The sequence below is a fragment of the Variovorax sp. PEI5 genome (genome assembly GCF_056679935.1).
The window spans coordinates 56,830-69,862 of sequence record NZ_CM155257.1 but is presented as its reverse complement, the minus strand read 5'-3'; the positions used below and the strand labels follow the sequence as shown (position 1 = coordinate 69,862).

At 71.1% G+C, this 13,033-nt stretch carries 10 protein-coding genes; 8 read left to right on the top strand and 2 right to left on the bottom strand.

What is annotated here, in order from left to right:
- Window positions 1–15: 15 nt before the first annotated feature.
- Both AC1MLT_RS00360 and AC1MLT_RS00355 read right to left on the bottom strand, forming a co-directional pair.
- Window positions 16–1,023: a response regulator gene (locus AC1MLT_RS00360; protein ID WP_481033324.1), complete on the bottom strand. Its 1,008-nt coding sequence runs from the start codon at window positions 1,021–1,023 to the stop codon at window positions 16–18.
- Window positions 1,020–4,682, bottom strand: a complete 3,663-nt coding sequence (locus AC1MLT_RS00355; protein WP_481033323.1) for a hybrid sensor histidine kinase/response regulator — start codon at window positions 4,680–4,682, stop codon at window positions 1,020–1,022. Before AC1MLT_RS00355 ends, AC1MLT_RS00360 begins: the two co-directional genes overlap by 4 nt.
- A gap of 170 nt (window positions 4,683–4,852) precedes the next feature.
- Here AC1MLT_RS00355 and AC1MLT_RS00350 point away from each other — a divergent pair, with 170 nt between their 5' ends.
- The 8 genes from AC1MLT_RS00350 to AC1MLT_RS00315 all read left to right on the top strand — a co-directional run bounded on the left by AC1MLT_RS00350 (window position 4,853) and on the right by AC1MLT_RS00315 (window position 12,924).
- Window positions 4,853–5,221, top strand: a complete 369-nt coding sequence (locus AC1MLT_RS00350) for a hypothetical protein (RefSeq protein ID WP_481033322.1) — start codon at window positions 4,853–4,855, stop codon at window positions 5,219–5,221.
- A 129-nt stretch (window positions 5,222–5,350) separates the two neighbouring features.
- Window positions 5,351–6,727, top strand: coding sequence for a TolC family protein (locus AC1MLT_RS00345; protein WP_481033321.1), 1,377 nt, complete (start codon window positions 5,351–5,353; stop codon window positions 6,725–6,727).
- Window positions 6,728–6,738: 11 nt separating this feature from the next.
- A complete protein-coding gene (locus AC1MLT_RS00340; protein WP_481033320.1) occupies window positions 6,739–7,893 on the top strand; it encodes an efflux RND transporter periplasmic adaptor subunit in 1,155 nt (384 codons plus the stop codon).
- 6 nt (window positions 7,894–7,899) lie between these two features.
- Window positions 7,900–10,989 (top strand): efflux RND transporter permease subunit, encoded by a 3,090-nt coding sequence (locus tag AC1MLT_RS00335; protein WP_481033319.1) that lies wholly within the window; start codon window positions 7,900–7,902, stop codon window positions 10,987–10,989.
- 157 nt (window positions 10,990–11,146) lie between these two features.
- Window positions 11,147–11,479, top strand: coding sequence for a P-II family nitrogen regulator (locus tag AC1MLT_RS00330; RefSeq protein ID WP_481033318.1), 333 nt, complete (start codon window positions 11,147–11,149; stop codon window positions 11,477–11,479).
- A 115-nt stretch (window positions 11,480–11,594) separates the two neighbouring features.
- Window positions 11,595–11,897 (top strand): urease subunit gamma, encoded by a 303-nt coding sequence (locus tag AC1MLT_RS00325; protein ID WP_481033317.1) that lies wholly within the window; start codon window positions 11,595–11,597, stop codon window positions 11,895–11,897.
- 96 nt (window positions 11,898–11,993) lie between these two features.
- Window positions 11,994–12,605, top strand: a complete 612-nt coding sequence (locus AC1MLT_RS00320) for a HupE/UreJ family protein (protein WP_481033316.1) — start codon at window positions 11,994–11,996, stop codon at window positions 12,603–12,605.
- A 13-nt stretch (window positions 12,606–12,618) separates the two neighbouring features.
- A complete protein-coding gene (locus AC1MLT_RS00315; RefSeq protein ID WP_481033315.1) occupies window positions 12,619–12,924 on the top strand; it encodes an urease subunit beta in 306 nt (101 codons plus the stop codon).
- The last annotated feature ends 109 nt before the right edge of the window (window positions 12,925–13,033 follow it).

The window sequence follows — 13,033 nt, the reverse complement described above, 5'->3', positions numbered from 1 at the left end:
GGTCCGCCGCGGACTTCAGCGCGTCTGCAGGGCGCGGATGCGCTGCATCGCCACGCCCGCGGCGGCCGTGCGTGTCTCCACGCCCAGCTTCACGTAGACGCGCTCCAGGTGCTTCTTCACGGTCGCCGGGCTGCTGCCGACGATCTCGCCGATGTCGCGGTTGGTCTTGCCCTTGACGACCCAGTAGAGCACCTCGGCCTCGCGCGCGGTCAGCTTCAGGCTCAGGCTCATGGCCTCGATGACACCGGTGTCCGAGGTCTCCCGCATGATGACCAGCCAGTCGTCGCCCGCGTCGTCGTGCCCGGTCTGCTGGTGCAGGCGCAGGGTCAGGGTGCGCGCGCCGAGCGCGATGTCGAGCGCCGGCGGTTCGATGCCGCGTTCCTGCGCCGCCGGCAGGTGGCGCCGCAGCCAGTCCAGCAGCACGGCCGGCGCCTGCGGCGCGTGGGTGCCGCAATAGCGCAGCAGCAGGTCGCGCGCCAGCACGGTCTGCCAGATGATCCGGCCTTCGGGCAGGCGCACCGTGGCGCTGGCATAGCCGAAGGCATCGAGCGCGTTGCGCGCCTGACCGGCCTGCTGCGCCTCCTGCCGCGCGCGCCGCGCGCCCTGCAGGTGCACGTTCATGCGCGCCAGCACCTCCTTGGGCTTGATCGGCTTGGTGACGTAGTCGACGCCGCCCGCCTCCAGAGCCGCGACCAGGTGCTCGGTCTCGGTCAGCCCGGTCATGAAGACGATGGGGATGTGCGCGGTGGCGGCATCGGCCTTCAGGCGGCGCGCGACCTCGAAGCCATCCATGCCGGGCATCAGCGCGTCGAGCAGCACGATGTCCGGCCGCGCCTGCGCCGCGCGCGCCAGCGCCGCCGCGCCGCTGGTGGCGATCAGCACGGTGTAGCCGGATTCGTCCAGCGCGTCGTGCAGCACCGCGAGGTTGTCGGGCACGTCGTCGACGATCAGCACCAGGTCGCCCTGGGCGGCGAGCGCGCGGGCGGGAGCTGGCGGGACCGGCAGGGGCGGGGCGTCGTTCACGTGTCCATCGCCTCGAAGCGGAACTGGCGCGCGAGCACGCGCTGGGTGGCCGTCCAGGCGGCGCATTCGGGCATGGCGAGGTCGATGGCGTCGAGCTGGTTCATCACGCCTCGAAAGTAACCCAGTCCAACGGCCTCGCGCAACGCGGCGAGCTGCGCCGGCGCCGGCCGCACGAGTCGCGCCGCCACCGGCGCCGGGACGGTGGCATCCGCCGCCTCCACCGGGGTCTCGCTCCATTGCAGGGCGAGCCGGCGGCCCAGCCAGTCGACCAGTTCGCTGTGGCGCACCGGCTTGACGAAGAAGTCCTCCGGCGCGATGCCGACGTCGTTGTCCAGCCGCTTGTCGAAGGCGTTGGCCGAGACCACCGCGACATGCGCCGGCGCCAGGCCGGGCGCGAAGCGATGCGCCCGGCGCAGCGTCTCCCAGCCGTCGATGCCGGGCATGGCCAGGTCGACGAACATGGCGTCGGGCCGGAAGCCGGCGGCGAGCAGATCGAGCGCATCGTGCCCGCTGGCGGCCGTGCGCAACTCGAAGCCGAGCGGCTCCAGCACCCGCACCAGCAATTCGCGGTCGGCCTCCTCGTTGTCGACCACCAGCACGCGGCGGCGCGCTCCGGCATAGCCGCGCCGGGGCCGGCGCGCGGCGGCCGGCGCCGCCACCGGCGTGGCGGACGTGGCCTCGGCGTGGATGCGCGGCAGGAACAGCCGGACCCGGAACACCGAGCCCGCGCCCGGCGTGCTGCGCACCGACATCTCGCCACCCATCAGGTCGGTCAGCATCTTGGCGATGGTCAGGCCCAGGCCGGCGCCCGGCGCGCGCGGGCCGCCACCACCGCCGCCGGTCGCGTCGCCGCGCGCGAAGGGCTCGAAGATGCGCTCGATCTCGCGCGCCGACATGCCCGGTCCGGTGTCCTCGATCTCCAGCACCGCGAACTCGCGCGCATAGCGCAGTCGCAGCACGACGCGGCCGGCGGCCGTGAACTTGATGGCGTTGCCCAGCAGGTTGATCAGGATCTGGCGCACGCGCTTCTCGTCGGCGCGCACCGCCTCCGGCAATTCGCCGGCGGGCTGGTAGCTGAAGGCCAGGCCCTTCTCGGCCGCCTCCAGCTCGAACATGTCGGCCAGTTCGCGCATCGTCTCGGCGAAGCGCATCGGCCGTGCCTGCAGCGTGAGCTTGCCGGCCTCGATGTGGGCGATGTCGAGCGTGCCCTCGATCAGGGAGAGCAGGTGCTCGCCGCCGCGCTGGATCACGGCCACGGCCTGCCGGCGGTGCGGCGGCACGGCGGCGTCGTCGCCCATCAGCTGCGCGTAGCCCAGGATGCTGTTGAGCGGCGTGCGCAGCTCGTGGCTGATAGCGCTGATGTAGCGGCTCTTGGCCTGGTTGGCGTGATCGGCCGCGCGCCGGGCCTCGTCGGCGGCGTGCTTGGCCTGCTCGGCGACGTGGCGGGCCTCGTCGGCATGCTGCTTGGCGGCCTGCAGCGCCAGGTCGGTCTCGCGGTGCAGCTCGATCTCGCGCTGCAGCAGGCGGGTCTGGCGGTTCGACTCCTCCTGCGCCACCTTGCGGCTCTGGTGCGCCAGCACCAGCCACCAGGCGACGATGCCGGCGATCAGCAACAGCGCCATGTACGACTTCAGGAAGCCCGAGCGCAGCGACGCGACCTGCGCCCGCATCACCGCGCCGGCCACCTCGCCGGAGGGCATGACGCCCAGCGCGCCGTCCTGCAGCGCGCGCAGCTCCTGCTGGTAGAGCACGCCGAAGACCGCCGCCAGCAATGGCACCACGACCCCGGTGATGAGCAGGAAGTGGCCGAGGCCGGTGTCGAGATAGGGCCAGACGCGCCGCGGCAGCAGCCAGCGCAGCACCCCCGACCACTGCCGCGACAGGCTCGCCTGCGGCTTGCACAGGTCGCCGCAGCGGGCGTCGAGGGTGCAGCACAGCGAGCAGATCGCGCCCTGGTAGGCCGGGCAATGGGCCATGTCGGGCGCCTCGTAGTCGCGCTCGCAGATGACGCAGCGCTGCACCTGCAGGCGCTGCAGCGCCAGCCGCTGCGCCGCGACCGGATCGCGCTGCACGCGGGCCCAGCGCACCGCCCGCCCCGCCGTGCCGGCGGCGCGCGCGGCGTGCTCCGGTCCGCGCGCGAGGTAGTAGCGCCCGCCCGTGGCCCAGGCGATCAGGGGTGCCGTCACGAGTGCCGCGCCCAGGGCGATCAGGGCCGAGAAGGCCTGCGCCAGCGGCCCGAAGGCACCCAGGTGCGCCGTGATCGACAGCGCCGAAGCCAGCGCCATCGCGCCGACGCCGACCGGATTCACGTCCCACAGGTGCGCGCGCTTGAATTCGATGCCCGGCGGCGACAGCCCGAGCGGCTTGTTGATCACCAGGTCGGCCACCACCGCCGTCATCCAGGCGATGGCGATGTTGGCGTAGACGCCCAGCACGTCGCCCAGCGCCTCGAAGACGTTCATCTCCATCAGCATGAAGGCGATCAGCGCGTTGAAGGCCACCCACACCACGCGCCCGGGATGGCTGTGGGTGACGCGCGAGAAGAAGTTGCTCCAGGCCAGCGAGCCGGCATAGGCGTTGGTGACATTGATCTTCAGCTGCGAGATCACCACGAACAGCGCCGTGGCCGCCACCGCCCAGCCATAGTCGTCGAAGACATATTCGTAGGCCGCGAGGTACATCTGGTTGGGATCGACCGCGCGCTCGGGCGGCACCATGTGCGTGATCGCCAGATAGGCCAGCGCCGCGCCGCCCAGCATCTTCAGCACGCCCAGCAGCACCCAGCCCGGGCCGCCGGCCAGCACGCCGGCCCACCAGCGAACGCGATTGCGCGGCGTGCGCGCCGGCATGAAGCGCAGGTAGTCGGCCTGCTCGCCCATCTGCGTGATGAGCGCGATGCCGACCGTCAACGCGGCACCGAAGAGGTGCATGTCGAAGCCGGCCGTGGCCCCCTTCACCCCACCATAGTGCGTGATGCCGGAAAACGCACCGGGATTGCGCGCCAGCACATAGCCGAACGGCACCACCAGCATCACCAGCCAGATCGGCTGCGTCCAGACCTGCAGCCGGCTGATGGCCGAGACCCCGTGCGTGACCAGCGGGATCACCACCAGCGCGCACACCAGGTAGCCCCAGGCCGGCGGCACGCCCAATGCGAGTTCCAGCGCATAGGCCATCACCGCCGCCTCCAGCGCGAAGAAGATGAAGGTGAAGGAGGCGTAGATCAGCGACGTCAGGGTCGAGCCGATGTAGCCGAAGCCCGCGCCGCGCGTCAGCAGGTCCATGTCGATGCCGAAACGCGCGGCATAGATGCTGATCGGCAGCCCGGTCAGGAAGATGATCAGCCCGGTCGCCAGGATGGCCCAGAAGGCGTTGGAGAAGCCGTACTGCACCAGCAAGGTGGCGCCCACGGCCTCCAGGATCAGGAACGAGGCCGCGCCGCCGAAGGCCGTGCTGGCGACGCGCCACTCGGACATGCGGCGAAAGCGCTGCGGCGTGTAGCGCAGCGCATAGTCCTCCAGCGTCTCGCGCGCCACCCAGCTGTTGTAGTCGCGCCGGACCTTGACGATGCGCTGCGGCGCGTCGTGGGCGGAGGTCGCCTCGGCGGTGGACGTGGAGGAAGGTGGATGCGGCACGGCTGCGCCGGGTGCAGCATCCATGCCAAGCGGCCGTTCCACCTCGCCCGCCCGGGTCCGCGTCGAGGTGGCGCGGAGCGAATTTCCCGTCCTTCCACAAGGACGTGACGTCGTCGTCCCAGGGTTTACCCTTTTCCGTCGTGCACAATCTTTCGCCTATGCGTTCCGCATTCGCGTGCTTCCTCCTCCTTCTGGTGACGTCCCTGACGATGGGTCTGGTCGCCACGAAGTCGTGCACGCCGCCCGTCGGTTCGCAGCGCATGGCGCAGGCGATCGCGCTCCAGGACGTCACCGGCGTCGAGGCCTTCGACGGCGTGGATCTCGCGGAAGTCGTGGATGTCGTGGACGTGGTCGAGGAGCTCTGGGACGACATCGCCAGCGCGCCGCTCTGCAGTCCGATGATCGACGCCGCCTTCTCGCTCGACGACCACGGCGAGACCCTGCCGTCGGTCTCCGCGCTCGCCCTCGCGCCCCTGCCGCGCCCCACCCGCCCCATCCTGCCCGCCAGCGGCGCCCTGCCCGAGCGGCACGAGCGCCTGCTGCGCCCCCCGACCCGCGCCTGATCCCCGCGCGCGCGGTCGTCTCCGGCAGCGCCGGAATCGATCCGTCCCTTTTCGCGCCGACCGTGGCCGGCCGGCGTGCCCTCCGTTCCCTCCCATCCGATCACTGTCCGCAAGAAGGCAGCGACAACCATGCACTTTCCCCTGAACAAGGCCGCGCGCCGCGCGTTGGCGGCCGCCCTCCTCACGACCGGCGCGGCGCTCAGCCCCGCGCTGGCGCAGACGCCGGTCGGCGAACGCGCGGGCGCGCCGGCACCGACCGGCGACTCGCGCTCGCCCTCGCTGGCGACCGGCGAGGTCGCGCCGACGCGGGTCGGCGGCCTGCCGGCCCCGGCCTTCGCCCTGGACGAACTGGTCCGGACCATCCTGACCTACAACCCCGCGCTGCTCTCGGCCGAGCAGTCGCGGGTGACCGCCGCCGCCGCCGTGATCTCGGCCGGCGCGATCCCCAATCCGCGGCTGGAATACGGCACCGGGCGCCAGCGCGCCATCCTGCCGACGACCGCCAGCGGCAGCACCCAGACCTGGGGCGTCTCGCAGCTGATCGAGAACCCGGCGCTGCGCCGCGCCCGCGTCGACGCGGCGCGCTTCGCCGTCGAGGGCACCGGACAGTCGGCCGCCGCGGTGCGCAATGCGCTGGTCGGGGAGATCCGGCTGCGCGCCTACGAGTACCTGCTGCGCCAGGCCGAGGCCGCCGCCGCCGCCGACTCGCTGGCGCTGCTGGAGCAGGTGCAGACGCGCGTCAACGCCCGCGTCTCCAGCGGCGAGGCGCCGCGCTACGAGCTCATCAAGGCCGAGGCCGAGATCATCAATGCCCGCCAGGTGCGCGACACCTCGGCGCTGATGGTCGAGCAGTCGCTCTTCACGCTCAACCGGCTGGCCGCCGGCCACCTGCCCGCGCGCTGGACCCTCACCGAGACCCTGGCGGGCGTGCCGCCGCTGCCGCCGCGCGAACTGCTGGTGGAGGACGCCCTGGCGCGCAATCCCGACCTGCTGGCGCTGCGCGCCGAGATCGACCGCTCGCAGGCCCTGGTCGCCGGCGCCCGCGCCAACCGCTGGCCCGGGCTAGAGGTGCGCTACGACCAGGGTCGCGATCCCGAGGTCCGCACCGGCCGCGTCAGCGTGGGCGTGCAGATCCCGCTGTTCGACCAGCGCAGCGGCCCGATCGCCGAGGCCTCCTCCGAGCTGACGCGAGCGCGCGGCCGCTACGAGGGCCTGCAGCTGGAGCTGCGCCAGCAGATCCTGCAGGCGGTGCAGATGCAGGACATCGCGGCCCTGAAGGTGCAGGCGCTGAGCACCGGCGCCGTGCGCGACGCCGAGGCCGCCGTGCGCGTGGCCGAGGCCGCCTACCGCTATGGCGAACGCGGCATCCTGGACGTGCTGGACGCCCAGCGCGTGCTGCGCACCGTGCGCTCCGACCTGCTGGCCGCGCGCTTCCAGGTGCAGGCCGCGCGCATCGACATCGACATCCTCGCCGGCCGTTTCGCCGGTGCCCCCCTGCAGCCCTGAAGGCGGACCCCATGCCCCACACACGCAATTTCCTTCCCAGCGCCGTTCTCCTGGCGTCCCTCCTGATCCTGCAGGGCTGCGGCAAGTCCGCCGAGCCCGAGGCGGCGCCGGCGCCGCCGACCGATCCGATGGTGGTCACCATCAAGCCCGAGATGGCCTCCAACTTCGAGGTCCGCCCGCTGGCCATGGCCGAACTCGCGACGACCCAGAGCGTGCCCGGCCGCGTGGCCGCCAACGAGCGGCTGGTGACGCGCATCGGCGCCTCCGTCAGCGGCCGCGTGACCGAGGTGCTGGTGGAGGTCGGCGACACGGTGCGCCAGGGCCAGACGCTGGCCTATGTGACGAGTCCCGAACTGACCACCGCCCAGCTCGCCGTGATGCGCGCCAATTCCAGCCTGCGGCTGGCCTCCAGCGCCGTCGAGCGCGCGCGCCAGCTGATCCAGGCCGATGTCATCGGCTCGGCCGAGGTGCAACGCCGCGAGGCCGAACTGGCCATCGCCCAGGCCGAGCTGCGCGCCGCCACCGACCAGCTGCGCCTGATGGGCATCTCCGGCGACGCGCTGCAGAAGCTGCAGCGCCAGGGCACCATCGCGTCGGCCGCCGCCATCGTCGCCACGCAGAGCGGCGTGGTGCTCGAACGCACGCTGAGCCAGGGCCAGGTGGCCCAGCCCGGCGATGCGCTGTTCACGGTCGCCGACCTGCGCAACGTCTGGGTCGTGGGCGCCCTGCCCGAGCAGGCCGCGCGCACGGTGGAGGCCGGCCAGGCGGTGGAGATCGAGGTGCCCGCGCTGGGCAACGACCTCATCGCCGGCAAGATCGTCCACGTCGGCGACACCGTGGCCGCCGACACCCGCACCGTGGCCATCCGCACCCAGGTCGACAACCCGCATCGCGCGCTCAAGCCGCAGATGCTGGCGACCATGCGCATCACCGGCCGCACCCAGCGCGTGCTGGCGGTGCCCGAGGCGGCCGTGGTGCGCGACAACGACCGCGACCACCTCTACACCCGCACCGCCGACAACGTCTACCGCCTGGTGCCGGTCGAGCTCGGCGCGCCGAGCGATGGCATGCGCCCGGTGCTCAAGGGCATCGAGGAGGGCAAGCCGGTCGTGACCGGCGGCGCCTTCCACCTCAACAACGAGCGCAAGCGCGCCGAACTGGAGTAAGCGCGAATGATCGCTTCCCTGATCCGGGCCACTCTGACCCAGCGGCTCGTGGTGATCGTGCTCGCGCTGGTGCTGTGCGGCTTCGGCGTGCGTGCCGCGCTCAAGCTGTCGGTGGACGCCTTCCCGGACGTCACCAACGTGCAGGTGCAGATCGCCACCGAGGCCCCGGGCCGCTCGCCCGAGGAGATCGAACGCTTCGTCACCGTGCCGCTGGAGATCGCCGTCACCGGCCTGCCGGGGCTGGTGGAGATGCGCTCGCTCAACAAGAGCGGGCTGTCCATCATCACGCTGGTCTTCACCGACGCGACCGATGTCTACTTCGCCCGGCAGCTGGTGACCGAGCGGCTGATCGAGGTCACGCCGCGCATGCCCGCGGGCATCGTGCCCGTGATGGGGCCGGTCTCCACCGGCCTGGGCGAGGTCTACCAGTACACGCTCGACCATCCCGACGACGGCCAGCGCGCCCTCACGCCCGAGGAGCTGGCCGAACGCCGCACCGTGCAGGACTGGGTGGTGCGACCGATGCTGCGCTCGATCCCCGGCGTGGCCGAGATCAACTCGCAGGGCGGCTATGTGCGCCAGTACCAGGCGCTGGTCGATCCCGGACGGCTGCGCCACTACGGGCTGACGGTGCAGCAGGTCGTGCAGTCGATCGCGCAGAACAACGCCAACGCCAGCGGCGGCGTGCTGCCCCTGGCCACCGAGCAGTACCTGATCCAGGGCGTGGGCCTGATCGGCAAGCTCGAGGACATCGGCAACATCGTGCTCAAGGAACAGGCCGGCGTGCCGGTGTTCGTGCGCGACGTCGCCGAGGTGCAGATCGGCAGCGAGGTGCGCCAGGGCGCCATCATCAAGGGCGGCTACACCGAGTCGGTCTCGGGCATCGTGCTGATGATGCGCGGCGGCAACGCCAAGGAGGTGGTCAGCCGCGTCAAGGACCGGGTGGCCGAGATCAACGCCCAGGGCATGCTGCCCGGCGGCCTGCAGATCACGCCCTTCTACGACCGCACCGAGCTGGTCGACGCCGCGCTGTGGACGGTCGCCAAGGTGCTGCTCGAGGGCATCGCGCTGGTGGTCATCGTGCTGTTCATCTTCCTGGGCGACGTGCGCTCCAGCCTGATCGTGGTCGCGACGCTGATCATCACGCCGCTGACGACCTTCATCGTCATGAACCGCTATGGCATCTCGGCCAACCTGATGTCGCTCGGAGGACTGGCGATCGCCATCGGCCTGATGGTGGACGCCACGGTGGTGGTGGTGGAGAACGTCTACCACCGGCTCGGCCATGCCGAGCCCGGCAAGGGATCGCGCATCCGCACCATCCTGCAGGCCACCACCGAGGTGGCCACGCCCACCATCTTCGGCATCCTGATCATCATCCTGGTGTTCCTGCCGCTGATGACGCTCGAAGGCCAGGAAGGCAAGATGTTCGGCCCGCTGGCGATGACCATCGCCATCTCGCTGTTCGTCTCGCTGGTGGTGTCGCTGCTGCTGTCGCCGGTGCTGTGCTCGTTCTTCCTCAAGGGCGGCTCGGGCGAGGACACCCGCGTCATCGCCTTCATGAAGCGCCACTACCTGCGCCTGCTGGATGCCGCGACGCGTCGCAACCGCGTCACGCTGGCGGCGGCCGTGGGCCTGCTGCTGCTGTCGATGTCGCTGTTCCCGCTGCTGGGCAAGTCCTTCATGCCGACCATGCGCGAGGGCGCCCTGACGCCGCAGATCAACCGCGTGCCGAGCATCTCGCTGGACGAGTCGATCCGCATGGAGATGGCCGCCATGAAGAGCATCGCCGAGGTCGAGGGCGTGCGCTCGGTGGTCTCCAAGCTGGGGCGCGGCGAGTCGCCGGCCGACCCGGCCGGCCCCAACGAGTCCGACCCGATCGTGCTGCTCGATCCGAAGAGCGACCGCTCGCAGGACGAGATCGACGAGGAGATCCGCCAGCGCCTCTCCAGCATCCCGGGCGTGCAGATCGTGCTGTCGCAGCCGATCTCCGAGCGGGTCGACGAGATGGTCACGGGCGTGCGCTCGCAGGTCGCGATCAAGGTCTTCGGCGACGACCTGACCCAGCTCAAGGAGGTCTCCGAGGGCGTGGCGCGCGTGCTCAAGGACGTGCAGGGCAGCCGCGACATCCGCATCGAGCGGCTCTCCGGCCAGCAGGCGCTGATGGTGGAGATCGATCGTGCGGTGATCGCGCGCTACGGCATCAACGTGTCGGACGTGCAGGACATCATCGAGACCGCCATCGGCGGCAAGCAGGTGACCACGCTCTACGAGGGCGAGCGGCGCTTCGCGGTCGCGGTGCGCTTCCCCGAGGACGAGCGCGCCACGCCCGAGGCGATCGGCAACACGCTGCTGACGGCGGCCGGCGGCGCGCAGGTGACCCTGTCGACGGTGGCCAAGATCCGGCTGCTCGACGGCCCGGCGCAGATCAGCCGCGAGGCCGGCAAGCGCCGCGTGGTGGTGGGCGCCAACGTCGAGGGCCGCGACCTGGGCGGCTTCGTGCAGGAGGTGCAGGACCGCATCGCCAAGGAGATCAAGGTGCCCGAGGGCTACTACTTCGTCTATGGCGGCCAGTTCGAGAACATGGAGCGCGCCATGAGCACGCTCTCGGTGATCGTGCCCCTGACCATCGCGGCCATCTTCTTCCTGCTGTTCATGCTGTTCAACTCGGTGCGCCTGGCCGGACTGATCATCCTGGTGCTGCCTTTCGCCTCGATCGGCGGGCTGGTCGCGCTGTTCGTGACGCGGGAGTACCTGAGCGTGCCGGCCTCGGTCGGCTTCATCGCGCTGTGGGGCATCGCGGTGCTCAACGGCGTGGTGCTGGTGAGCGCCATCCGGCGCCTGCGCGAGGACGGCCTGGGCGTGGCCGAGGCGGTGCGCGAGGGCTGCGTGCAGCGTTTCCGGCCGGTCATGATGACCGCCACCGTGGCGCTGCTGGGCCTGGTGCCGTTCCTGTTCGCGACCGGACCGGGCTCGGAGGTGCAGCGGCCGCTGGCCATCGTGGTGATCGGCGGGCTGATCTCGTCGACGCTGCTGACGCTGGTGGTGCTGCCGACCCTCTATCGCTGGTTCGACGAGAAGCCGGTCGAAGCATAAAGCTTGGACATCCCCCAGGCTGCGCGCACTTCGTGTCGCTTCGCCAACCCCCTTTGCAAGGGGGCGACACCTGCGGGCCGGCGAAGCCGGTTCCGCGGTGTCCCGGCGGATCGGCTGGCTGCGCCGCCTCTTTTTTGATTGAACGTCAGGAGATCTCATGAAGGAAATCCGTGCCATCGTGCGGCCCAGCCGCATCGAGCGATTGCGTGCCGCGCTGCGCGCCATCCCCAACTTCCCCGGCGTGACGCTGCTCAAGGCCGAGGGCTTCACCGCCCCGGCGGCGCTCCAGACGCGCACGGTGCGCGAGGAGCTGACCGACTTCTCCGGCAAGGTGATGATCTGCCTGCTGGCCGACGACGCCATGGTGCCGACCATCCGACGGGCCATCGTCGAGGCCTGCAGCACCGGGCAGATCGGCGACGGCCTGGTGTGGGTGGTGGACATCGAGGAGATCCACCGCATCCGCGACGGCAGCACCTACGACGCCTGAGCAGGCGCGGACGACGGTCGACGGCATACGCCTTCCGGCGAACCCGGCACGACTGTTGCATCGGTGCGGGCCTGCCCATAATGGCTGCTTCCCTCAGCCACCCGCTGCCGATCCCATGGAACTCACTCCCCGCGAAAAAGACAAGCTGCTGATCTTCACGGCGGCCCTGCTGGCCGAACGCCGCCGTGCCCGTGGCCTGAAGCTCAACTACCCGGAGGCCGTGGCCCTGATCTCGGCGGCGGTCATGGAAGGCGCGCGCGACGGCAAGAGCGTCGCCGCCCTGATGAGCGAGGGCCGGGAGGTCCTGACGCGCGACGATGTCATGGAGGGCATCGCCGAGATGATTCCCGACATCCAGGTCGAGGCCACCTTCCCCGACGGCACCAAGCTGGTCACCGTGCACCAGCCGATCGTCTGAGGCGGCGCGACGGCCGACGCGGCATCCCGCCACACCCCTCCCCCTTCGTTGCCTTCCTCCTCCCTGTCCCTTTCCACCTTTCGAGCGGAGCTTCTCATGCGCTGGATTCGTTCTTCCCTGGCCACCGCCCTGCCTTTGCTGGCCCTGCTGCCCCTGGCGGCGTCGGCCCATGTCGGCGCCGATGGCGCGGCCACCCACGTCCACGCCGGCTTCATGCAGGGCCTGGCGCACCCCTTCACCGGCCTCGACCACCTCGCCGCGATGGTGGTGGTGGGCCTGTGGAGCGCCTCGGCGGCGCGCGATGCGCGCGACCTCCTGTGGGCGCCCCTCGGCTTCGCGGCCCTGCTGCTGGCCGGCGCATCGGCCGGGCTGGCGGGGATGCAGGTGCCGGCGGTCGAGCCGATGATCGCGGCCTCGCTGCTGGTCATCGGCCTGCTGGCGGCCACGCGGCTGCGGCTGCCGGGTCCGCTGGCGGCGGCGCTGGTGGGCGCCTTCGCCTTCTTCCATGGCGCGGCCCACGGCCAGGAATTCACGGATGCGGGCGGTGCCATGTCGGCGGTGGCCGGCATGGTGCTGGCCACGGCGCTGCTGCATGCCGCCGGCATGGGCCTGGGCTGGACCCTGCGCCAGCGTGGCATGTGGCTGGCGCGCGCCATCGGCGCCGGCGTGGCATTGTTCGGCGCCGTGCTGCTGTCTTCGTTCGCATGAGGCAGACGCCACCATGACACCCGGAGAACTCCTCACCGACGATGGCGACCACGTGCTCAATCCCGGCCGCCGCACCCTGACCGTGGTGGTGCAGAACACCGCCGACCGGCCGATCCAGGTCGGCTCGCACTACCACTTCGCCGAGACCAACGGCGCGCTCGGCTTCGACCGCGCCGCCGCGCATGGCATGCGCCTGAATATCGCCTCCGGCACGGCGGTGCGCTTCGAGCCCGGCCAGCAGCGCACGGTCGAGCTGTGCGACTTCGCCGGCGACCGCATCGTCCATGGCTTTCGCGGCCTCGTTCAAGGGAAGCTGTAGATGAATCGACTCGACACTCATGCGACGCGCGGGTCCTGGCGCGAAACACCGCGGAACCGGCTTTGCCGGGCCGCTGGTGTTGCCCCCGGCGAGGGGGTGGGCGAAGCGA

Excerpts from the sequence above, each read along its gene's own strand:
- AC1MLT_RS00355 (WP_481033323.1), bottom strand. The coding sequence starts at position 4,682 with ATGGATGCTGCACCCGGCGCAGCCGTGCCGCATCCACCTTCCTCCACG.
- AC1MLT_RS00345 (WP_481033321.1), top strand. The coding sequence starts at position 5,351 with ATGCACTTTCCCCTGAACAAGGCCGCGCGCCGCGCGTTGGCGGCCGCC.
- AC1MLT_RS00340 (WP_481033320.1), top strand. The coding sequence starts at position 6,739 with ATGCCCCACACACGCAATTTCCTTCCCAGCGCCGTTCTCCTGGCGTCC.
- AC1MLT_RS00335 (WP_481033319.1), top strand. The coding sequence starts at position 7,900 with ATGATCGCTTCCCTGATCCGGGCCACTCTGACCCAGCGGCTCGTGGTG.
- AC1MLT_RS00330 (WP_481033318.1), top strand. The coding sequence starts at position 11,147 with ATGAAGGAAATCCGTGCCATCGTGCGGCCCAGCCGCATCGAGCGATTG.
- AC1MLT_RS00325 (WP_481033317.1), top strand. The coding sequence starts at position 11,595 with ATGGAACTCACTCCCCGCGAAAAAGACAAGCTGCTGATCTTCACGGCG.
- AC1MLT_RS00320 (WP_481033316.1), top strand. The coding sequence starts at position 11,994 with ATGCGCTGGATTCGTTCTTCCCTGGCCACCGCCCTGCCTTTGCTGGCC.
- AC1MLT_RS00315 (WP_481033315.1), top strand. The coding sequence starts at position 12,619 with ATGACACCCGGAGAACTCCTCACCGACGATGGCGACCACGTGCTCAAT.